Annotated in this window: 19 protein-coding genes; 12 read left to right on the top strand and 7 right to left on the bottom strand. The window is 47.2% G+C overall.

All coding sequences use genetic code 11. The annotated features are described in order from the left end of the window. Positions 1–177: 177 nt before the first annotated feature. The 9 genes from AB3Y94_RS06920 to AB3Y94_RS06880 all read left to right on the top strand — a co-directional run bounded on the left by AB3Y94_RS06920 (position 178) and on the right by AB3Y94_RS06880 (position 11,343). Positions 178–1,026, top strand: a complete 849-nt coding sequence (locus tag AB3Y94_RS06920; protein WP_367295584.1) for a GRP family sugar transporter — start codon at positions 178–180, stop codon at positions 1,024–1,026. A gap of 142 nt (positions 1,027–1,168) precedes the next feature. Continuing rightward, the gene (locus AB3Y94_RS06915) at positions 1,169–2,701 is read left to right on the top strand and encodes a hypothetical protein (RefSeq protein ID WP_125681624.1); all 1,533 of its coding nucleotides are present in this window, start codon (positions 1,169–1,171) and stop codon (positions 2,699–2,701) included. A 714-nt stretch (positions 2,702–3,415) separates the two neighbouring features. Then, entirely contained in the window at positions 3,416–4,165 is a 750-nt protein-coding gene (locus AB3Y94_RS06910; protein ID WP_125681622.1) for a WxL domain-containing protein, read from the top strand. A gap of 330 nt (positions 4,166–4,495) precedes the next feature. Beyond that, positions 4,496–4,921 (top strand): LPXTG cell wall anchor domain-containing protein, encoded by a 426-nt coding sequence (locus AB3Y94_RS06905; RefSeq protein ID WP_164506419.1) that lies wholly within the window; start codon positions 4,496–4,498, stop codon positions 4,919–4,921. Next, a complete protein-coding gene (locus AB3Y94_RS06900; protein WP_125681618.1) occupies positions 4,918–6,609 on the top strand; it encodes a hypothetical protein in 1,692 nt (563 codons plus the stop codon). Before AB3Y94_RS06905 ends, AB3Y94_RS06900 begins: the two co-directional genes overlap by 4 nt. Positions 6,610–7,192: 583 nt before the next feature. Next, positions 7,193–7,945 (top strand): WxL domain-containing protein, encoded by a 753-nt coding sequence (locus AB3Y94_RS06895; RefSeq protein WP_125681616.1) that lies wholly within the window; start codon positions 7,193–7,195, stop codon positions 7,943–7,945. Positions 7,946–8,090: 145 nt separating this feature from the next. Continuing rightward, positions 8,091–9,116 (top strand): DUF916 and DUF3324 domain-containing protein, encoded by a 1,026-nt coding sequence (locus tag AB3Y94_RS06890; protein WP_225428382.1) that lies wholly within the window; start codon positions 8,091–8,093, stop codon positions 9,114–9,116. 25 nt (positions 9,117–9,141) lie between these two features. Then, positions 9,142–9,579 (top strand): LPXTG cell wall anchor domain-containing protein, encoded by a 438-nt coding sequence (locus AB3Y94_RS06885; protein ID WP_125681612.1) that lies wholly within the window; start codon positions 9,142–9,144, stop codon positions 9,577–9,579. Between the two features lie 6 nt (positions 9,580–9,585). Then, entirely contained in the window at positions 9,586–11,343 is a 1,758-nt protein-coding gene (locus AB3Y94_RS06880) for a WxL domain-containing protein (protein ID WP_125681610.1), read from the top strand. A gap of 71 nt (positions 11,344–11,414) precedes the next feature. Here AB3Y94_RS06880 and AB3Y94_RS06875 read toward each other — a convergent pair whose 3' ends face one another. Both AB3Y94_RS06875 and AB3Y94_RS06870 read right to left on the bottom strand, forming a co-directional pair. After that, on the bottom strand, positions 11,415–11,564 hold the full coding sequence (locus AB3Y94_RS06875) for a hypothetical protein (RefSeq protein ID WP_164506418.1): 150 nt from the start codon (positions 11,562–11,564) through the stop codon (positions 11,415–11,417). Beyond that, positions 11,564–12,121, bottom strand: a complete 558-nt coding sequence (locus tag AB3Y94_RS06870) for a hypothetical protein (protein ID WP_125681608.1) — start codon at positions 12,119–12,121, stop codon at positions 11,564–11,566. Before AB3Y94_RS06870 ends, AB3Y94_RS06875 begins: the two co-directional genes overlap by 1 nt. A gap of 86 nt (positions 12,122–12,207) precedes the next feature. On the opposite strand from AB3Y94_RS06870, the gene AB3Y94_RS06865 reads away from it, so the two are divergent. Continuing rightward, entirely contained in the window at positions 12,208–12,852 is a 645-nt protein-coding gene (locus tag AB3Y94_RS06865; RefSeq protein ID WP_125681605.1) for a Crp/Fnr family transcriptional regulator, read from the top strand. A 296-nt stretch (positions 12,853–13,148) separates the two neighbouring features. Continuing rightward, on the top strand, positions 13,149–13,700 hold the full coding sequence (locus tag AB3Y94_RS06860) for a hypothetical protein (RefSeq protein WP_125681603.1): 552 nt from the start codon (positions 13,149–13,151) through the stop codon (positions 13,698–13,700). 110 nt (positions 13,701–13,810) lie between these two features. Here AB3Y94_RS06860 and AB3Y94_RS06855 read toward each other — a convergent pair whose 3' ends face one another. From AB3Y94_RS06855 to AB3Y94_RS06835, 5 genes are all read right to left on the bottom strand, one after another. Next, positions 13,811–15,151, bottom strand: coding sequence for a hypothetical protein (locus tag AB3Y94_RS06855; protein ID WP_125681601.1), 1,341 nt, complete (start codon positions 15,149–15,151; stop codon positions 13,811–13,813). Positions 15,152–15,442: 291 nt separating this feature from the next. Next, positions 15,443–16,105, bottom strand: coding sequence for an ABC transporter permease (locus AB3Y94_RS06850; protein WP_125681599.1), 663 nt, complete (start codon positions 16,103–16,105; stop codon positions 15,443–15,445). A 1-nt stretch (position 16,106) separates the two neighbouring features. Continuing rightward, a complete protein-coding gene (locus AB3Y94_RS06845; RefSeq protein WP_367295583.1) occupies positions 16,107–17,045 on the bottom strand; it encodes an osmoprotectant ABC transporter substrate-binding protein in 939 nt (312 codons plus the stop codon). Positions 17,046–17,055: 10 nt separating this feature from the next. Further along, complete coding sequence (locus AB3Y94_RS06840; RefSeq protein WP_367295582.1) at positions 17,056–17,682, bottom strand: ABC transporter permease; 627 nt, start codon at positions 17,680–17,682, stop codon at positions 17,056–17,058. Then, positions 17,679–18,884: a betaine/proline/choline family ABC transporter ATP-binding protein gene (locus AB3Y94_RS06835; RefSeq protein ID WP_367295581.1), complete on the bottom strand. Its 1,206-nt coding sequence runs from the start codon at positions 18,882–18,884 to the stop codon at positions 17,679–17,681. Before AB3Y94_RS06835 ends, AB3Y94_RS06840 begins: the two co-directional genes overlap by 4 nt. A 408-nt stretch (positions 18,885–19,292) precedes the next feature. On the opposite strand from AB3Y94_RS06835, the gene AB3Y94_RS06830 reads away from it, so the two are divergent. Then, entirely contained in the window at positions 19,293–19,775 is a 483-nt protein-coding gene (locus tag AB3Y94_RS06830; RefSeq protein WP_367295580.1) for an NAD(P)H-binding protein, read from the top strand. Positions 19,776–19,925 lie beyond the last annotated feature (150 nt).

The raw sequence follows: 19,925 nt of genomic DNA, 5'->3' as shown, positions 1-19,925 counted from the left end.
AACCACTCAATATCGGCTCAGTCGCCTCGATATTTTAGCCGGGGCGCTTCTGCTTAGAATAAGGGCAAGTTTTGAGACGCAAAATTGTGCCGGCACCGCTCCAGCCTATATTGGGTGGCTGGTAAAGCGATATTTACCATTTAGAACCGTCACTAAAGAAGAAGCGGGTAAATACATATGAACTTACTGATTGGTCTGCTGCCCGCCCTGTTCTGGGGCGTCCTGCCCATCTGGATGCAAAAGAAAACAGGCGGTAGCTTTTTACAACAACTTCTTGGTACCAGCTCAGGAATCGTCATCAGTGCGATCATTCTGCAGCTGATTTTTCGGTTTCACATTAGTTGGCCGGACTTTTTGTTGTACTATCTGTCCGGTGCCTGTTGGAGCATTGGCCAGGGCGGTCAGTATTGGGGGTACACGCGCCTGGGCGTCAGCAATGCCGTTCCCGTATCGACGGCGTTTCAAATCATTGGTAATTCTCTGATTGGTGGTTGGGCCTTCGGCGAGTGGGCCGGTTGGCATGATAGCCTGCTGGGAATCTTAGCGTTGATTATCATTCTCATTGGCGTCATGGTGACTAACGGTATGATCCAGATTGCACGTGATCAGTTGGGGGCGTACCTACTGTTGCTGGTCACGGCGGCAGGCTACTGGGGTTACTCGGCGTTTCCCCACTTCGTTTCGGGTGCGACGGGGTTAAATGGGTTCCTGCCACAGTCATTGGGGATGCTGACGACCTCGTTCTTCATCTACTTGGGTGGTCGTAAGAAGTTTTCAGGCAACGATGCGTGGGGCGTGCGGAATATCACGTCAGGTCTGATTTTCTCTGTGGCGGCAGCCACCTACCTGATTTCACTACGATTAAACGGCCTAGTCAACGCGTTTATTCTGACTCAGTTGAACGTGGTGGTCTCGACGATTCTGGGGATTGTGATTCTGCGGGAAGCCGATGCCAAACAATTAAAGCCAACTACGGCAGGGTTAGCCATCTTGATCTTTGGCGCTGTGGTGATGGTACAAATTTAATAAGATTACTGGCACGTGGCGAAGTAGCCGCGTGCTTTTACTTTACCGGAAGGACCGCAACTTTCGAGAAAACGTATGTTCTTTTGCCGTCGAAATATGGTATGCTTAAAAGACTATTTTCATCACAGAGGAGAAGTTTCTGATGGCAACGACTATTTTGACGCCGGCTGAGAACCGGTTCCTACAATTGAGTCAGCCGGCCCTACAGTTGCCGGATTTGACTAGGGTGATGCCGCTACTGCGCGACCACCCGACTATAAAAGACAGCAGTGAGTTTCTGTCCCGCTCGGCCCGTCAGCTCCTGTTAGACCAGCGGGTGGCGTGGCTGGTACAGGGGAGTGAGGCGTGGAAGTTGCTGGCGCGATTGCCATACGCCATCAACGACAGTGATCACCGCACGGATTGGCGCCACTGTGCGCTGTGCCATAAGCCGGTGCGTTATGAATATCACGTGGTGTTGCGAACGGACGGCCATGAAATTGTGGTGGGGTCTGAGTGCGTCAAGAAGTTTATGAGCGATGAAATGCAGTACCTGATGACAATCACGACGGAGGATAATTTCCACGCGGTTGCGCAGTACGATGACTTGACCGCGCACTACCCACAGGTGCCAGAAATTTTGTGGGATAATCAGGCGTTGCCACACTTGCCGCAGAGCCATCAGCGCCGCCAACACTGGGTCAAAAAGGGAACGAAGTCAACGGTGACCGGGTACCTGAAGCATCGTAGTCCAACGCTGCCTGAGGAACAGTTGGCACCCTATTTAACGGAATATCAGATCCTACGAGACGTTGATCAGGCGACCGCAACGGCTCAGATTAAACAGCAGGAACAGGTGGTAGCAGCCAATGAACGAGTTGCTGAACAGGCAGCGGCAGCGGCGTGGACGGCAGCTAACCAGGCTCAGACGACTGCGGAACAACGGTTGCGGGCGTCGACTGACTATCGTGGGTATTTGCAGGCAGTGGCGACGCTGATTGTTCAGCACTTACCGTTAGCTGGGTTCAAGGAGCGCTTGGGCGAACTGAACATGCCTCGCTCCCTCCAACGGCTAATAAATTCTTATCAGCTAGGCGTCATGGCCACGGAGTTTGCCCGGACTGGTCAGATTCAGGCGGCGCGGTTGCAGATTGTGCCACGTTATTTAGTAGCTGATTTGAATCAGGTGAGTCGGCAGTTGGCGGCTCAACGCCAGCGGGATTGGAACGATGACGTGTTCAACGCAGCCGTCGGGTTCGACCTCACACCTTCGGAACGGCAGAGTCGCTTAGCTCAGCTGCATGACAGCTGGGAGGGACAGCGGGTTCCGGCACAGGTGTATCTAGAACTGGCGACATTACGGGAGCGACTAGTAAACGGCGTTGCCTTACCAACTGACTGGCCTCAGGCGTTACAGATCGCTATTTCAGAACGATTAGCGCGACAACCCAAGACCGGCTGGGTGCCAGCCAAGAAAAATCACGTCACACCCAAGCAATTGCGGCGGTTAGTGGACCGGCAACCGAACTTTGCAGCAACGGCTCAGGCTTATCACCGCTTGTATGCCTTACCAGCTGAGGCTGAGGCGGTAACCCTGTCGGCGCTGCAACGGTATACGTTGTTAGTGGCGGATCAACGGGCCCAACGCCAGCAGGCAACTGACAACTTGGTGACGCAATTGTTCAAACAGAAATAAATTGAAGACTGGGTTCGGGATAAAAGTCCTGGACCTTTTCTTATTGCCAATTTTATTTTGCAAGTCGTGCGTTAGTAGGCGGCTAACTCAGCTTAACTTAACCTCAAACGTCAAATAATCCCGGACCAGAATTTTCGTCATTGATGCTTAGTAGCTAAACGTGCTCCGTCCGGTTTTTTAATTTATAGTAAGCGTTTTAAATGGTGCTGGGATTGAAGAATTATGACAGAACCTTAACGAAATAGTTTATACGGGTTACAGTTATTTACGATGCCCCTGAACGATTTGAGGGAAGATGAGTGCTTTTTAAAAAGTACTATACCAACGACTGAAGCGCTTTCTAGGAAAATACGAAATTTTTGGGACACAAATAGCATTGTGCTCACTTAATATGAATGATTAGCGGTGCAAATAGTCACTTTGAAATTGCTATGCAGCCCGGAATGGCGGTATTTATGGACTTCCTAATTATTTTTAAAAAAAGTTCAACTTTTTTATAAAAAACTGTTTACATATCGACATCTAAGTCATATACTAACGTTGTTACATAGTTAAAGAAGCGTTACATCTTTGAGGGGATGAAGCTTCTGGTTAACTTCGAAGCTAGCAGGTTGTCACTAGGGATAACTTACCGAGCGGGGAGCGCAACAACTATCGTATGGAACTAGACATGAATTACTTAAGAACAAACACAAATAGAGGGGTGCATTAATTATGAAAAAGTCATTAAGCAGTTTAGTATTAGCCGGAGCATTATTATTAGGGGCCGTTGCACCAGTTACGGCAAACGCGGCAGCAACACCTTCAACTGGAGAGACGACGACTAGTGTTGAATTCACTAAGCCAACTGCACCAACGGCACCAGTTAACCCAACTGATCCAACAACGCCACTTGATCCAAAGACGCCAGATGGTGGTGACAATGGTGGTGCCACTGACCCAAGTAAGGCCGGCGACTTAGCCTTCTTATACGTATCAAAAGGAATCAACTTCGGGAGTCACCAGTCAGTGACTGACAAAGCAGCTGCTGATGCTCAGTCATTTAAAGCTCAAACGGTTGACACCCAAGATTTCGGTACTGGGACTGCTAACCCAAACTTAGTTACTGAAGTTAGTGATGCTCGTGGGACAAACGCTGGTTGGGAAGTCTCTGTTTCAGCTTCCAACTTAACTGGTGACAATGGTTCTTCCATCACTGGTGCTTCAATCCAGTTGGCTGCCAACACTAACCCTGAATTTCTTAAGAACTCTGCTGGTGACAAGATTACGGCCGGTACCCCAACATTAACTACTGGTGCTGACAGTGCTATTCTGTACTCAGCAGCTGCAGGTACTGGTGCTGGTATCAGCGCTATGCAGATTGCCCCAAACGACATTACTTTAGGCAAATTGCCAGTTAACGTTAAGGCCGGTACTTACACGGGTTCCTTAAACTGGACTTTGGGTGACACTCCAGAAGGTTAATATTTACGAAGACTGAGGGTGCTCATTAGCTTAATGAGCATCCTTTTATCTTACATAGGTTGAATAAGAAAGTGGTTGATGACCATTCAAAGGCTGTAATTAGCTTTTGAATGGTTGATTCTGGATATTTTGTATAGGGCCTTAAGGGTTTTACAAAAGAATAGAGTAGTTAGATTATTTTTAACCAATACGTACAGTTTGGGCATGGCATTATTATGACTAGGGTTTAGATTGTAGGTGTGCTTAACTTCTTTTGAAGTCGACTTATGTCTGTTAAAAATGATTACCTTATAAATAACCTCTTTAATTATGGAAAGGAGGGCGTTGACCGTGAAAAAGATTATCACACGACTAGTACTGGTAATCATCGTTGCGATTGGCTTCGGTGCAGGAACGTCAGCGCTCGCTCGTACGACGAATAGTAGTGGTGTCACGACTACGGGTGTGACGTTTACCAGTTCGCCGACTAAAGTGACACGTGGTGGCGGCGGAGATACTGGGGTTCCAAATGGACCCGTTAAGCCGAAACCGACTAATGGTGGATCAGGTGCAACGGTTACGCCTGACAGGCACTCTAGAGCTAAAACGTTAAAAGCCACTGCTGCAGATATTGTAGCTGGGAAATTGCCTCAGACGAGTGAAGCTCAAATGATGTTAGTGAGTTTAGTTGGTTTTCTCTTACTGATAGTTTTACTTTTGCTGGCACTGATCTATCGGCAAGCGCGGAAACTGCAGGAAGGGAGTGAATCAAGATGAAATTTAGAAAGTTTTTGATCTTTCTTGGTTTGCTCTTAACTGTGTTTGGAATTAGTTTTGTTTATACAGGGACTGCAAAGGCTGCCAGTATACCGAGTACTGGTTTTGCTAAGCTAACTGGTTCTACTATAGATAATGGTGGCTATGCTGGTAACGTGGCGCCTGGTTGGGATAGCGATGGTATTAACACGTCAGAGAATATGCTTGTGGGCGATATTTATGGGAATAATACGATTAACGGTCGAATTACCAGAAAGACAACCCAACTTTATGTAGCATATACGTTAGGCCTAATGGGTAAACCCATGACACTTAAGAATGGACATAACTTTCTGAGCGTATACGCTGATGTTTTAAAAACGACCGGAGCGGGAACAAGTGATGATGTTTCTTCAGCGGCAAGTACAAAGACGCCAAACATTGCGACGAATGTTGCCAGCGTAACAGCGCCTAGTGGCTATCAGTTAATCAATGTAGATTTTTCTGATTTAGGAACGAAATCCAGGTTACCAGTCTTAGTTGGATATACGTATACTGCAGATGATTATGGTACTGTAATCACGGTACCACGTGCCTTTGTGACACTTAAGGCTGATACAACGGCAGAAGCCTTGATGGCCCCAGTTAAAGTGACAGGGACGGCGACCGCCAACGCTGATGGCAATCCGACGATTAAAACGGTCGATTCAACAATTACTGGTACAGCTGCCAAAAATGCGGTCATTAGTGTTCCAGTTTTGAGTGCTGATGGAACGAGTAAAATGTATAGCACAACAGCTGATTCTGACGGGAATTTCTCTATTTCTGTGGGCGACGGACTAAAGAATGTCGCTGACGGTAGTAAATTAACCTTTACTGAGACGAATGATTTTGGTGATTCTAAGACTGGAACGGCCTATGTTCAGGCTAAACAGCCATTGGTAATTGATGCAACGAATAAGAGTCTGGATATCACGCCCGCTGATGTTGAAGCAATGGGGACGACGAATGATTCCGTGTATGCTTGGCTGGTTAGCCACGCCGGGATGAATGTTACGCAGGATTCGAAAGCTATTACTGAAGATACGGATGGCCTGAAATATACTAGTGATGATACGAATCTGGCGAAGACCATCGGTAGCTTGGCTAATGGTGCTAGCACAACTTTGAGTGTGGGTGCAACTGATACTGCCGGTGATAAGACTAATAGTAATGTTGAAATTAAGCTAACCAAAAACGATGGCGAGCTAAAATTTGGCGATATCAGTCAAGGCATGGACTTTGGTAGTCAAGCTGTTCCAATGAAGGAGACTCTAATTGCCCCTAAGGGATTGTCGGTTAACGTTCAAGACACCCGGGTAGCTAGTTCTGATTGGTCTGTGAGTGCTAATGCAAGCACGCTGACTGATGGCAATGGCCATACACTGGCTGGAAAATTAGTTTACTTGGACAGCAATGGTAATAAATACCAAATGACTGATCAGAATATTACGGTTGCTACCGGAGCTCGTCAATCTGGTAGTAACAGCTTTGACATTGCTGGTAAGTGGGCGACCTCGACGGATACAGCAGGCAAGGCTGGTATCTTCCTAGATGCAACGCCTAATATTTATTCTGGGACGACGTCGACCACTTATACTGGTGAAGTTACTTGGTCGCTGACTAATGCCCCTGGGACTGTTGGTCAGAGTTCAGTAACCGGACAATAACGTTAGGCTGAAAAACAATTTATTCATAAGAGGTTTAGAGTGAGCAACGTTCTTGATTATGAGAACGTTGCTTTTTTACTAGTTATCTTTGGTAGAAAAACAATAAGAACCAGTAATACTATCATATTAGTTTATAGGGATTACTTAATGTAAAAACAGTAAAATTCAATGGTTTTGAATTGATGGCAATTACTGCTGTTATGCAGATTTAGATTAAACAATCTGACTAGTATAAATTGGGACATTTATCAGATGGTGGCAAAAGTAGATTGATCATGGAATATTAAGAAAAGAAAAATTGGCTCGAAGATTAGCGACATGACGGTGTTTATATTTAAAACAAGAAATATAAAATAAATCGAACTTTTTCAAAAAAACTGTTTACATATCGACATATAAGCAATATAATAATGTTGTTACATAGACAGGGAAGTGTAACGAAGGTTTAGGACCTACACTTCATACCACTCTTCAAAATAGTCATTACTAGGATGGCTAGAGAACTGGTGCCTACTATCGAGTGAAGTTATTAATTAATTGTTGAGGAATGAAGAGCTAAATCACACAGAGGGGTGCAGATATCATGAAAAAATCATTAAGCAGTTTAGTATTAGCCGGGGCATTATTAGTCGGGGCCGTAGCGCCAGTCACAGCAAGCGCCGCAACTACATCATCAACTGGTAAGACAACTACCAGCGTTGAATTCACTAAGCCAACTGCGCCAGTTACGCCAGTTGATCCAGATAACCCTAGCACACCTGTAAAAACGGATCCAGGTAAGACCGATCATGGTGGTGCTACTGATCCAAGTAAGGCCGGAGATTTAGCCTTCTTGTACGTCTCAAAGGGCATCAACTTTGGGACTCACCAATCTGTTACGACTAAGACGGAAGCAGCTGCCCAATCATTTACAGCTGAAAGCGTTGATAGTCAGGACTTCGGTACTGGTACCCCTAATGCTAACTTAGTAACTGAAGTTAGTGATGCTCGTGGGACTAACGCTGGTTGGGAAGTAAGTGTAACTGCTTCTGACTTAACTGGTGACAACGGTTCTTCCATTACTGGTGCTTCTCTTCAACTGAATGGTGCTGCAACTGATGCTAAGAACAAGGTTATGAACTCTGCTGATGACACTATTGCATCCAACAGTAAGACTTTAACTACTGGTGGGAGTGCAGAAATGCTTTACTCTGCAGCTGTAGGTCATGGTGCAGGTACGACTGCTATGCAGATTGCCCCAGACAACATTAGCTTGAGTAACTTGCCAGTTAACGTTAAGGCTGGCACATACACTGGCACCTTGAACTGGACTTTGGGTGACACTCCAGAATCTTAATATTTATTATGACTAAAGGTGCTCATTGAATTTAAATGAGCGCCTTTTTTTCTGGCATGTGTAGTATTATATAGGTGTATATAAAATCGGTTAATGTAGAGGTGCGAGGATGCAGGGAATTAAAAAAGTTGGCCTATTCTTTTTGATGGCTATTAGTATTGTTGTTGCTGGGGTAACATTTGAAACAACTGCACAAGCTGCTGGGAATAATGTTGGTTACAGTGTTTCTGCTAAAATTCCTAAAAATCAGATTAACAAGAACAATTCATTCTTTGATTTGAGAATGAAATCAGGTCAAACACAGACGTTACAGGTTAGAATCTACAACGTGACAAACAAGGATATTCAGGTTAAAACTGCGATTCATACGGCCTGGACGAACTCTGGTGGATCTGTTGAGTATGTAAAACCAGCAAAGTCGTTTGATTCTTCGTTACGTTACAAAATGAGTGATATTACTAAGATTCAAGGGAAAAAGACCATCACGATTCCAGCGGCCGGATCAAAGGTCGTCACGGCAACAGTTAAGATGCCTAAGACGAGTTTTAATGGTGTCATTCTTGGTGGTTGGTACTTTAAACGGGTTGATAATAAGGTTACCGGAACCGTTAAAGGTGCTGATAATATTCGCAACGAATATACCTACGTTGTTGGGATGAAGTACACTAAGGGACAAGTTCCCAATCCCAACATGAAGTTGGGTAAAGTAGCGGCAGGACTATCGTATAAGCGTCGTGGGGTGATTGCAGATTTACGTAACCCAACGGCTGTTATGATTCCTAAGCTAAAAGTGAATTCCACTATTACCAACCGTGATGGTGGAAGTGTCGTCAAGAAGGATGCTAATAAAAATGTCCTGATGGCCCCGAACACGGTTTACAATTACCCTATGCTTTATGGGGAGACGCCTTTAAAAGCAGGCCATTATCATTTACACATGGTTGCTAAAAATAGTGACCATGAGTGGGTTTTTGACCGTGACTTTACTATTACACAGGCTCAGGCAAATAAATATAACCATGATGCAATTGAAAATCCTGGGATTAGTATTTGGCTTTTAATTGCTTTAGGTGCCTTAGGTATGTTGATTCTGGTACTTCTGATTCTGTTGATTATTTACTTGATTCGTCGGCGTCGTCGTGACAAGAAAGATGAAGATGGTGACAAATAAATAAACAAGAAAGGGGGCGTTGATTGTGAAGAAGGTTCTCTTGCGATTGGTTTTGCTACTTATAGTGGCTTCTGGTCTGGAGATGGGAACATCAGCGCTCGCTCAGACTGTTAGCAATAGTAGTGGGACTACCCAGGTGGGCATTCGATTTACGGATAATCATACATCGAATCTGTCCCATGGTGGTGATCCAGCAACTATCGATGGCAGTATACCCAATGGAACGAAAAGAAATAAGAATGGTTTAGGCGCTGGTGACGCCCTAAATCCACCAACAAGCAACGGTCGATCAGGAGTGACTACCCTGAGAGCTGCAGCAGCTGATACGGTTGCTGGTCGTTTACCACAGACCAGTGAAGCGCGCATGTTTCTGGCAAGCTTAGTAGGCATCTTTCTCCTGATTGCGCTAATCTTAGCGTTATTAATCTACCAACAGGCACGCCTGTTGCGGGAGAAGGAGTGAGTCAGGATGAGATTTAAGAAAATTATGCTTCAGCTTGGCTTACTGTTGACCATTGTTGTGGGTGTTGGTTTGGTAAGCGAACAAACAGCGAAAGCGGCAACTGTACCAGCAGGTGCTAGCTTGATCAGTGGAAATTCGGTAACTTTTAAAGGATATGGGAATTCACCATTGAGAATTGCTGGAACCTCATCAACTGGGTGGTCATCATTGTCTTCTATGAAGCCTAGCTTGGTTTCGGTGGCGGCAAATAATGTTAAAGATGGTCGGCTCACTGATAAAACAACTAAAATTTACGTTGCTTTTTCGGGGACTGTTTCAGTTCCTGGAAATGGTTCAATGAACATTACGAATGTTAGAGCAGATATCACTAGGTCTCAGAAACTAGATTCAATTGCGATGAAGAGTCTCTTTTCTGGAGCAACCAAGAGTTTTACGATGTCTAGCGGTTACTATGAAATTGATGTGAACTTAAGTGACTTGAGAGATTATTGGCCCATTTCAATTAGTATTGATGTGAAGACCAGTGATCAGGCAGACTATGCTTATATGAAGTATGCCGAAATTAATCCCAACCAGTCAGTTACTACGGGCTGGGACAATTCAGGTCATGGCTTGAAAGTAAATTCAACGTATGGTTCAAGTGGTGGCGGAAATGTTGCCAGGTTAAAGTCCTCAGATACATTAATTTCTGGGACTGGGATGCCAGGTATGACAGTCATGATGATTTTGACATCTGCTTCAGGTGTCGATAGTACAATGACGAAAACGGTTAGTGCAGATGGAACATACAGCTTTGACCTTGGGGGCCCTCTTGGAAAAGTTTCACCAAAGGGAACTAGCCTATATCAATATAACGATATGGGTGATATTTCTATGGCCGGTGATTACGTTGTTCCGGTTCTAGACATACATGTCGCTAATCCTAATTTAACCATGTATCCTGATAGTGTGTCTGACAATATATCTGCAAAGACTGATGCCCAAGTTTTGAATTGGTTGGTCGGTGAGGCTGGAATCACTGTGACTCATGACGGAGATCCAGTTGTGAACTCTGACGTGACCTTTTCAAGCGCGACTACTGATTTAGCAACTAAAATTGCTAGTTTGACCGACAAGCAGAGTATGATAATTGATGTTAGTGCGGCGTTGGTAGCTACCCCAGGAACTAAGAGCGATGGTTCTCAACCAATCACCGTTACCAAAAGCGATGGTCAGCTCAAGTTCGGGACCATGAGTGGGTTAAACTTTGGGTCAGTTCCCGTGCCATCTAAGGAAACGTTGATTGCACCGGCTGATCAACCGAATATCCAGATTGATGATAGTCAGGCGGCTAATACCAACTGGTATGTTACGGCCAAGGCTTCCGAACTTACGTCTCAAGATGGCGCTAACCGTACGCTGAACGGCCATCTAGTTTATGTGGATACTGACGGCAATCAAGAACCAATGTCGTCTATCGTCCAAGTGGCTTCTGGTAAACGTGACCGTAGTACCACCTACCCGCAGAATATTGCGGCTGGTTGGGCTACAGCCAAGAGTGATACCAGTAAGACCCCCGAAGGGATTTACCTGGATGCTATGCCAAATGTTTACTCCGGTTCAGCTTCCACCGCCTATCAAGGGACCGTTACCTGGTACTTGGGTAATGTGCCGAACATGTCTGGTACCACAACCGATGACTCGTCTGATAGTAGCATTGTTAATAATGCGGACGCCAGCTCAGAGAGTGGGTCGACGAGACCGATTGTGAATAGTGGTTTTTAACCGAATAAATAGAGACCCATCACGGGAACCTTACCTATTGTGGTTCCCGTGATGGGTCTCTATTTAGTTGGCTATTTTTGAATGAATTGCATCAATGCTTCCACCAACATCCCTAGGGCCATGCCGTACATGGCGAGCATATCTTGATGGAAAGCCACCAGTAGGAAGACGGCAAAGTAAAAAATGACGGCAATCAATCGCCAGGTTTTTCGACGAGTCATTAGTTGAGCGCCGTAATCTTGCCGACGGCGATGGGTAACGTTACGTGAGTTGAGTAGTGGCCGACTGCCCCAGCAACTGTCTCTGGCAACGTTACATCGTCTGTGACACCATGAATGTAGATGACCCGCTTATCAAGTTCTAGGTCACTATCGTTGAAGGTTTCCTTGAACTTTTTACTCAGGGCAGCTAGGGGCACCACTTTAGTGTACGCGAAGTAGCCGTTGGCGTCGGATACTGGGTAGGCATCGTTGGGAATGTCCATCTCGTGAGGAGCGTCGTTGAAAGGGACCATTGTGGTTCCGGATACTGCACCGGTTTCGGGGAGGTCGACAAAGCCATCGTGGTTGACGTCCTGAGCAGCCGTAGCAATTTCAGCCGGCTTGCCATCGGGAAAACCGTGAAAATGTTCCCAGTGTTGGAGATTGGCTGGCGTATCGAACATCTCGATGTTGATGGTCAGTGAGCCGCCATTGACGGTGAACAGGGCCGTCCCGTGGGCGGCAGTACCAATAACTTGGTCATTTAATGGGACGATATTTGCTTGATAAATTTTCATGTGAAAAGCCTCCTCGAATTGATGAGCTTAGTATATAATGATTCTAATAATAAAAAATTGATAATTATCAAGAAAGGAAGAAAAAGATGACCCATTCACCGTTTAAATGTGTCCAGGGCGCCCCAATTTTTCGCGGATTGGACGATGCTGCAATTGCTGAACTGGCGAAGATTTCCGTTCACCAACAGGCCGTGAAGAAGGGGACTGTGTTGTACGATCCCACCACCAAGCTTGACCGAATGATGATTGTCGATCAGGGACGGGTCAAAGTCTATCAGCTCAACGAAAATGGTAAGGAGAAGGTGCTCTACATGTTGCGGGATGGTGCCATTGATAGCGAAGCGGCACTGTTTGCCAATCGGAATCACTTTAACTATGCCGAGGTCGTCGAGGACGCTAAAATTTGTTCCATCAGACGGGACGATTTTCAATCATTGATGCATCGGGAACCCGCGGTGGCCTTTAATTTGTTGAATATCCTAGGTGAGCGGCTAACCGAACTGGAGTCCGTGTCAGCGTTGACTGGTAATTTAAAATCTAAGAATCGGGTATTGGCTTATCTCCAGCAGATCGGTCGGGAAAAACAGGCGGCACAATTTGAGTTGCCGGTTCGGAAGAAGGAATTGGCTAGTTTTCTGGGTATTACGCCGGAGACTTTGAGTCGCCAGTTGGGACTTCTGGTAGATGATGGTTTGATTGCTTTAGCGGGGAAACGGGTAACTTTGCTGTAGATTAACGTTTTTGAGTACTCGGGAACGGTGGGGCTGGGATTTCTCCATAATTTATAACGGATAACAGAAAAACTGTGTAGCGATTCATGCCACCCCAGTTTTTTAACCAGTCCTATCACCTCACCACGTAATGGGCAGTTTGTGACGGCATCGCCTGTGTTGGGGACTAGCTTTCGATTGAACAAATAGAACCAGCAGCGGTGGTTAGGATTTTGTCCTAGCCGTCTATGTTGGTTCTATTAAACTGTTAGTATCCATGATATTCTTTTAAGAGTAATTAAATTGGGGGCTGGAACATGAAAAGAAACATTGTATTTATTGGTCTAGCAATGGTTTCGCTGGGGTTAGGATTAGCTACGACCTCAACTACCGCTAATGCTAAGACCATCAATTATGGTTCGATTGCTAGGGGCTCATCCTATCACGGGGTTTACGTCCGGTTTAAGTTCAATCGGCATCTGAGCCACGTTTCAAATAACCCGAACACTTGGAACAATGTTGCGGTTTACGATACTCAGATCAAGAATCGCAGTAAAAAATCGGTCAGATTCTACTTTTCCAAACTTTATTTTGCACCGTTAGATAATGATTATAATGAAGATTCAACTTTTCATGTCAATCGGCCTCACAAGTACGTTACGGTAAAACCGCATCATACCAAGGTTGTTAACAACAGTTTCCGTGATTCTGAAAATGCTATGGATAGTCTGTATATGCCGGAGTTCAAAAATAAACATACCGTTACATATTATTCGAACAACAATATTTACTTAACTATTATCAATTCAATGCACCATGCCTCTAAAGGGTACGGTTGGCATCCGACTTGGAAATGGTCTAAGCATTAATCTTTTCCATGTTATCGGGGATTAGGCCATAAAATAGCACCGCGGTTGGGATCTTTTCCTAAACGCGGTGTTATTTTTGGTCACACTTAGATAGCAGCATGCTGATATACCTAACGAGATTGCTCCTCATGAGGGTCATGGCAAATATTGCCAATCGAAATCCCCAAGGAAATCAGGATCAACGGCCAGCTTAACGTCCAAGTATACAGCCAGAAATTAGCGATTGTCGTGGGTTTGAAGAATCCCAGAATAGACGTTCCCTGAACCGTGCTGACGACAATCAGGAGTCCGAAGAGCACTAGCTGGCAGAGTAGACCACCATAGGTGGAGAACCGGTATTTATGGACGATAGCGGTGTCGCTATCGATTTCTGGTAAGCCGTAGAGGGTGGCGTTGATGGTGGGGTTATCGTAGCCCACGAAGAGGGTGATGAACGGGATGCCAAGCGCATAAGCTGGCCACCACGGAATCAGGAGAAAAAGGTGACCGGCCACCAGAGCCACTTGGCTGTACTTCAGAGCGCGAGTGGGGTCACCGTGACCAAGTTTACGAAAGACCGGGTAACCCGTCTCAAAACCGACGAGATACAGGGCAAACACCACGTACATGCCAACAGTGCCAAAATAGAAGTAGGCAAAGAAACCGTTGAAGAGCAAAACCAGGCTGACCAGAAAACCGCGGTTCAGTAGGCGAATCTTGTAGTTGGGCAACACGTGGCGGTCGCTATACAGTTCGATGGCCAAGACCAAGAGGGCCACCGCAATGATCGTCAAGAGCAGCCCGCCGGGGAGGTTGAGGCTTTGCTTACGTAGAGTGGTCAGGACGGCAATTGCTGCGAACCCAATCAGGGACAACACCCACCGCCAAATTTGATGGAGCCGGTGGGGCCGCAGATGGCGGTTTTGATAAAAGTCATTGGTAAAGTTATCAAGCAGGATGCCACCGGGCACTGCGGCCAAGTAGAGTACGGCGAGCAGGATGAAAGTCAGCGAGTAATTGAGACCCACTGCCAGATCAACAGCGAGGATGAGGCCCAGCCCTAGAAAGATGGCCCAGTAAAGCCGCTTCATTTTGAAGCCGGAACTGGTACTTAGGTGGAGCTTGACGGTCAGAAAATACGGCCAAATTGTGGCGGCGCTGTAGCCCCACAACAGACTGCCGACAATCAGCCAGCCAACGGCACTGTTTAGGGCAAACGTCAGGCTACCGACGGCCCCAAAGACTAGACTCACGATGAGATAGGTCGTAGAACGCAGGTTGAGCCGCTTGGTGTAGAAGATGCTGGCGGCTCGGGAAATGTAGAAGGCAACCAGGGCAATCAGAAACGTCTCACTCTGGGTCTGTTGATACTTTAGTAGCATCAGGATGTAGGGCAGCATGATGCCAATGTTAGCTAAAAAGTTGAGGGTGCCGACGGAGAAGTCGATGCCCATTTGGCGGACGCTGTGCACCTCACCATCTCCTTTAGTGTTTTAGTTAGGTTATCATGCGCCAGTTGGATACTTATTGGTCTCGTTCAAATTGATACGCAATTCAGAGCCGGAGGAGGCCAGGTGGTGCGCAGTGTCGATGTTCTTAGCGGTTTTGCCGCTTAGAACATGGGTTGCCCCACAGCGTACTACCTGGCAGCCACAGGCGGCCAACTGCCCACTACCTGCACTTTGATCTAAGACTAACAATTTAGGAGCAAACAAAAAACGCCAGCATACCCAAGCGGCATACTGACGTCAAACAAATTAAAATTAACCCTCCGAAGAAGTCTTCGGCGTTAAGCGTTTTTCGATGAAGGACAGTACCAGGTCGGTGATGATTGCCATTAAAGCGGTTGGCAAGGCACCGGCCAGGATGATTGCCCCACCATTCGTTGCGTTGGTCCCGCGGACGATGATGTCTCCGAGCCCACCGGAACCGATGAACGAGCCGATAACGGTAATCCCAATTCCGATAACCAGCGCATTACGAATCCCAGCAATGATGACGGAGAGCGACAGTGGAATCCGAATGGTCTTCATGACTTGGAACCGCGTCATCCCCATTCCTTTACCAGCGTCCAGTACGTCACCATCGACACTGAGCATCCCAGTATAGGTGTTCTTGATGATGGGTAAGAGGGAGTAGAGGAAGACGGTCGCAATCACCGTATTTTCCCCGAGTCCTAAGCCTAACATCAGAATCGACAGCATCGCCAGTGAAGGCACCGTCTGAATCACGTTCGCAATCCCGATGATCACTGGTGAGAGCCGCCGGTACTGGGAAATCCAGATCCCCAGCGGAATCCCCACAATGGCGCCCAGGAGCACGCCGTAGATGGAGACCAGGAACGTCTGGTTGAATTGACTGAGGACGTACATCCCGTTATGGCTGAAATAGTAAATTAACTGATTGAACAGATCCATGTCTTTCATACTAGTCGTTCCCCCCTTCAAAGTAGTGGTGCGCCTTCAAAAAGTCGTTGGCCACGGTCTGTGGTTCTTCGAGTTGGTCGTCCACCTTGTAGTTCAACGTCTGCATGGTCTTCAAGGAAATCTTGCCAGCCAACCGGTTTAAGACGGGCTTCAATTCCGGATGGGCCTTTAGGATGGCGTCGGTCGCAACCGGTGCGGCATCGTAAGGCGGGAAGAAGTTCTTGTCATCCTTTAGCAATTTCAAATGATAGCTGGAGACCCGGCCATCGGTGGAGTAACCCAAGATGGCGTCCATTTTATCGGCAGATAGTGCATCGTAGAGCAGTCCAGTCTGCATCGGTAAAACTTTACCAAAGCCGAAACCGTACATTTTCTGGAAGGCGGGGTAGCCGTCTCCTTGACGGTTCTGCCAGATTTGGTCAATCCCGACGGTCATGTTGGGTGAAAGTTTTTGCAAGTCGCTGACGGTCTGCAGGTTGTGTTTCTTGGCATAGCTCTGCTTGACCATCCAGGCGTAGGTATCTGAGAACCCATAATCCTTAAGATAGGTCATATGGTAACGGTTCTGAAATTCATCTTTGACGGTCGACTTGACCTTGGCGGGGTCCCGTTCGAATTTCTCATTCAGGACGGTCGTTAAGTCGGTCCCGTAGAATCGGATGGACGAGATGTCAGCTTGCTTATTTTTTAGGGCATTGAAACTAACGTTACCAGAGCCCAGGTTGTTGATGATGGTTGAATCTAATTTGGTGTAGTGGGTGATCATGCCTTGAATCATGTAGGCCATGATCTGCTGCTCAGTTGTGTTCTGAGAGGCGATACGAACGGTGTTGTCGCCCGAACCGGATAGCCCAGGTAAACTGAAGCTGCAACCACTTAACGGTAATATTGCAATGACTACCAGAAGTCCGGCGAGCCATTTGCGTAAATGTTTTCGCATAACGGACCTCCTATCGTAATGGCTTGGGCATGACAGCGCGTTCCACTTTACCCAGCAGATAGTCGACGAGTAACGCCAACAGGATAACGGGAATTGAGCCGCCAAGAATCAGGTCGGATCGATAAAGGTTCAGCCCATTAAAAATGAAGTCCCCGAGACCGCCGGCACCAATGTAGGAAGCCAGTGTGGCCCAGGCAATCACGTAGGTGGCGGATAGCCGAATCCCAGACATGATGACGGGCGCGGCCAACGGAATCTCGGCGCGGGTCATCATTTGCCACCAGGTCATGCCCATCCCTTTAGCGGCATCCCGGACGGTCGGTGAGACCCCCTGCATGCCTAAATAAGTGTTGCGGAGGATCGGTAACAACGAGTAAATGAAGAGGGCCACAATGGCAGGTGTGGAGCCGATACCAAAGATAGGAATCATCATCGCTAACAGGGCCATGGCGGGGATGGTTTGCAGCACCCCGGCCAGTGACATTACCAGGTTAGCGCCGCGTTTCATGCGGGTGAGTAAGATTCCCAGCGGAACGGCCACGATGACACCTAGCCCCAGGGCAGCTGCGGAGATCAACAGGTGTTGCCCCGTCTTACTGAGCAGTTGAGTCCCATAAGTTGCTAAAAAGTGCATCATTGTGGCATTTCGCCTCCTTCACGGGTTGCGGCAGCATGGATGTCAGCATTAATTGGTGAAGCTGGTTTCTCATTAGCGTCAGGTGCGCCGCGTAAGGCATCGTAGACGATATCTACGAGGGCAGTCCGCGTAACGATGCCGACTAAGTGTTTTTTCTCATCGACAACGGGTACGTTCTTCACACCCTTTTTCAAGATACGGTCAACAGTGTCACCGATCAACGCGTTTGCTTTAACGTAGAAAACCCGATCTTGCGTGAACCGACTGACCGGCGTGTGGGCGTCTGCGATACGGTTGATGTCATCTAAGTCAACAAACCCTTGCAAGACGTTGTCCTTGTCGGTAACCAACAGTGTATCAACTCGCCGCTCATGCATTTGATCAATGGCGTCTTCCAACGTCTTGTCAGGCGTGATAGCGGCAGGGTTCTTTAACATGATCTGACTAACCGTCAGGATGTTTGGTTGTGCTCTGATCAGGCGTTCCTCTCCAATCAAGTTCGTGACGAACTCGTTGGCGGGGTGACGGAGAATATTTTCGGGTGTGTCGACCTGGACCTGCTTCCCTTGACTCATGATCACGACTTTGGTTGAGAGGTTCAGCGCTTCATCCATATCGTGGGTGACGAAAATGAAGGTCTTGCCGAGGTCCTCTTGTAAGTGCTTAACCAGGTCCTGAAGTGATTCACGTGTGATGGGGTCCAAAGCCCCAAAGGGTTCATCCATTAAAATAAGCTCTTGATCGGCAGCTAGGGCGCGGACGACCCCAATCCGTTGCTGCTGCCCCCCGGATAGCTCTCCGGGGTAGCGTTGCAGCATTTCATCTGGTAACTGTGCCAGGGCAATCATCTTATGTGCCTGTTCTTCGCGCTTTTCCTTGGACCAACCCAATAGTTTCGGCACCATTTCAATGTTTTCTTGAATGGTCATATGGGGCATCAGCCCGGTGTTTTGAATCACGTAGCCGATTGACCGCCGGAGCTTGACTGGATCCATCTTGGAAATATCCTTACCGTTGATCTTGATGGTACCGGAAGTTTGGTTGAGCATGCGATTGATCATCCGCATGGTCGTGGTCTTACCGGAACCAGACGTCCCAATGAAGGCAATAAATTCGCCGCGGTCGACCTCTAAGTTGAAGTCGTCGACGGCTATTTTACCGTTAGGATATTCTTTACGTAGATGTTCCATTGAAAGTAGCATAGATTAACCTCCTGTGTGATGGTGTCACATTCGCCGACAATTCTTCGGCGTAAAAATAACGATCGGTGTGCCGGCAGCACGCGTTAGTCACGAAGCAACCTGGGGACCGGTCGTATTTGAATTCTCAACTCTCGATTAGTACTCATTGTACACGAATTACCCCCGTAATCCAAAAGATAACTATTGTGAGTGTTGATGGTATGTGAGTGTGAACGAATTCACGTAAGCCCTTATCCCGTATAGCAGTAAGCAATGAACCGCCTTCAAAAATTCCTAGGAAAAATGAATTTTTAATAAGAAATTTCTTATTAAACTCAGCGGAAATTATTTTAAAAATAGAGCTTGCCTTCGACTAAGTCTAACCCCTTATACTAAGAAACATCATCAAAACGAAAGGGAGTTATGACCTTGAAAAGAATCCTGCTCGCTGGGGCGTTAGACACGACCAGCCAAACCTTTGTCCGCCAACTCAGTCAAAATAGTCACGTGAGTTTAACCGTGTACACGCCGAGTGCGGTCGACTTACCGCAATCTGTCATGGCACTGACCGGTGAGACGTTGGACGAGGGTGGCTTAACGGCCGCCATGCTCGACCAAGATATGGTGGTGGCCTTGGTGCCAACTATCAAATTAACCCAGACGGTGTCAACGCTGATTACCGCGGCCCAGGCTGCTGGAGCGCGCCGGTTGTTGGTCGGTCGAACTGACGACATTGTGGAATTGCCCGGCCAAATCAGAGATGCCCGGCGGCAACTAATGACGGCTGGCCTGGACTTTGACCTCGTGGATGGCTTTGGCGAAATCAACACGCTGTTGGCAATTAACCCAGCGCCCGTTAAGGTTTTTGGGAGCGACGATGCTGACGTGCCCCTAACTAAGTTCGCGGGGTAAGTACAACACCTGCGGTTGCCAGGGATGGCGTCTGCTGTGGGGACCGGAGTAAGCCTGAGAAGCGGTCTTACTCCTCGACTTGAAATCTCGAAAAAATTGCCGAGTTTCCAAGCTCATTCCGTGTTCTAAGTCCGCAAGTTCATCAGACTA

Origin of the sequence: Levilactobacillus yonginensis (assembly GCF_964065165.1) — a bacterium.
Taxonomy (GTDB): domain Bacteria; phylum Bacillota; class Bacilli; order Lactobacillales; family Lactobacillaceae; genus Levilactobacillus; species Levilactobacillus yonginensis_A.
The sequence above is the reverse complement of the archived record's forward strand: the minus strand, read 5'-3'. Positions and strand labels throughout refer to the sequence as shown.

Coding starts and splice junctions, on each gene's coding strand:
- AB3Y94_RS06920 (WP_367295584.1), top strand. CDS start 178: ATGAACTTACTGATTGGTCTGCTGCCCGCCCTGTTCTGGGGCGTCCTG.
- AB3Y94_RS06915 (WP_125681624.1), top strand. CDS start 1,169: ATGGCAACGACTATTTTGACGCCGGCTGAGAACCGGTTCCTACAATTG.
- AB3Y94_RS06910 (WP_125681622.1), top strand. CDS start 3,416: ATGAAAAAGTCATTAAGCAGTTTAGTATTAGCCGGAGCATTATTATTA.
- AB3Y94_RS06900 (WP_125681618.1), top strand. CDS start 4,918: ATGAAATTTAGAAAGTTTTTGATCTTTCTTGGTTTGCTCTTAACTGTG.
- AB3Y94_RS06895 (WP_125681616.1), top strand. CDS start 7,193: ATGAAAAAATCATTAAGCAGTTTAGTATTAGCCGGGGCATTATTAGTC.
- AB3Y94_RS06890 (WP_225428382.1), top strand. CDS start 8,091: ATGGCTATTAGTATTGTTGTTGCTGGGGTAACATTTGAAACAACTGCA.
- AB3Y94_RS06880 (WP_125681610.1), top strand. CDS start 9,586: ATGAGATTTAAGAAAATTATGCTTCAGCTTGGCTTACTGTTGACCATT.
- AB3Y94_RS06875 (WP_164506418.1), bottom strand. CDS start 11,564: ATGACTCGTCGAAAAACCTGGCGATTGATTGCCGTCATTTTTTACTTT.
- AB3Y94_RS06870 (WP_125681608.1), bottom strand. CDS start 12,121: ATGAAAATTTATCAAGCAAATATCGTCCCATTAAATGACCAAGTTATT.
- AB3Y94_RS06865 (WP_125681605.1), top strand. CDS start 12,208: ATGACCCATTCACCGTTTAAATGTGTCCAGGGCGCCCCAATTTTTCGC.
- AB3Y94_RS06860 (WP_125681603.1), top strand. CDS start 13,149: ATGAAAAGAAACATTGTATTTATTGGTCTAGCAATGGTTTCGCTGGGG.
- AB3Y94_RS06850 (WP_125681599.1), bottom strand. CDS start 16,105: ATGAAAGACATGGATCTGTTCAATCAGTTAATTTACTATTTCAGCCAT.
- AB3Y94_RS06845 (WP_367295583.1), bottom strand. CDS start 17,045: ATGCGAAAACATTTACGCAAATGGCTCGCCGGACTTCTGGTAGTCATT.
- AB3Y94_RS06840 (WP_367295582.1), bottom strand. CDS start 17,682: ATGATGCACTTTTTAGCAACTTATGGGACTCAACTGCTCAGTAAGACG.
- AB3Y94_RS06835 (WP_367295581.1), bottom strand. CDS start 18,884: ATGCTACTTTCAATGGAACATCTACGTAAAGAATATCCTAACGGTAAA.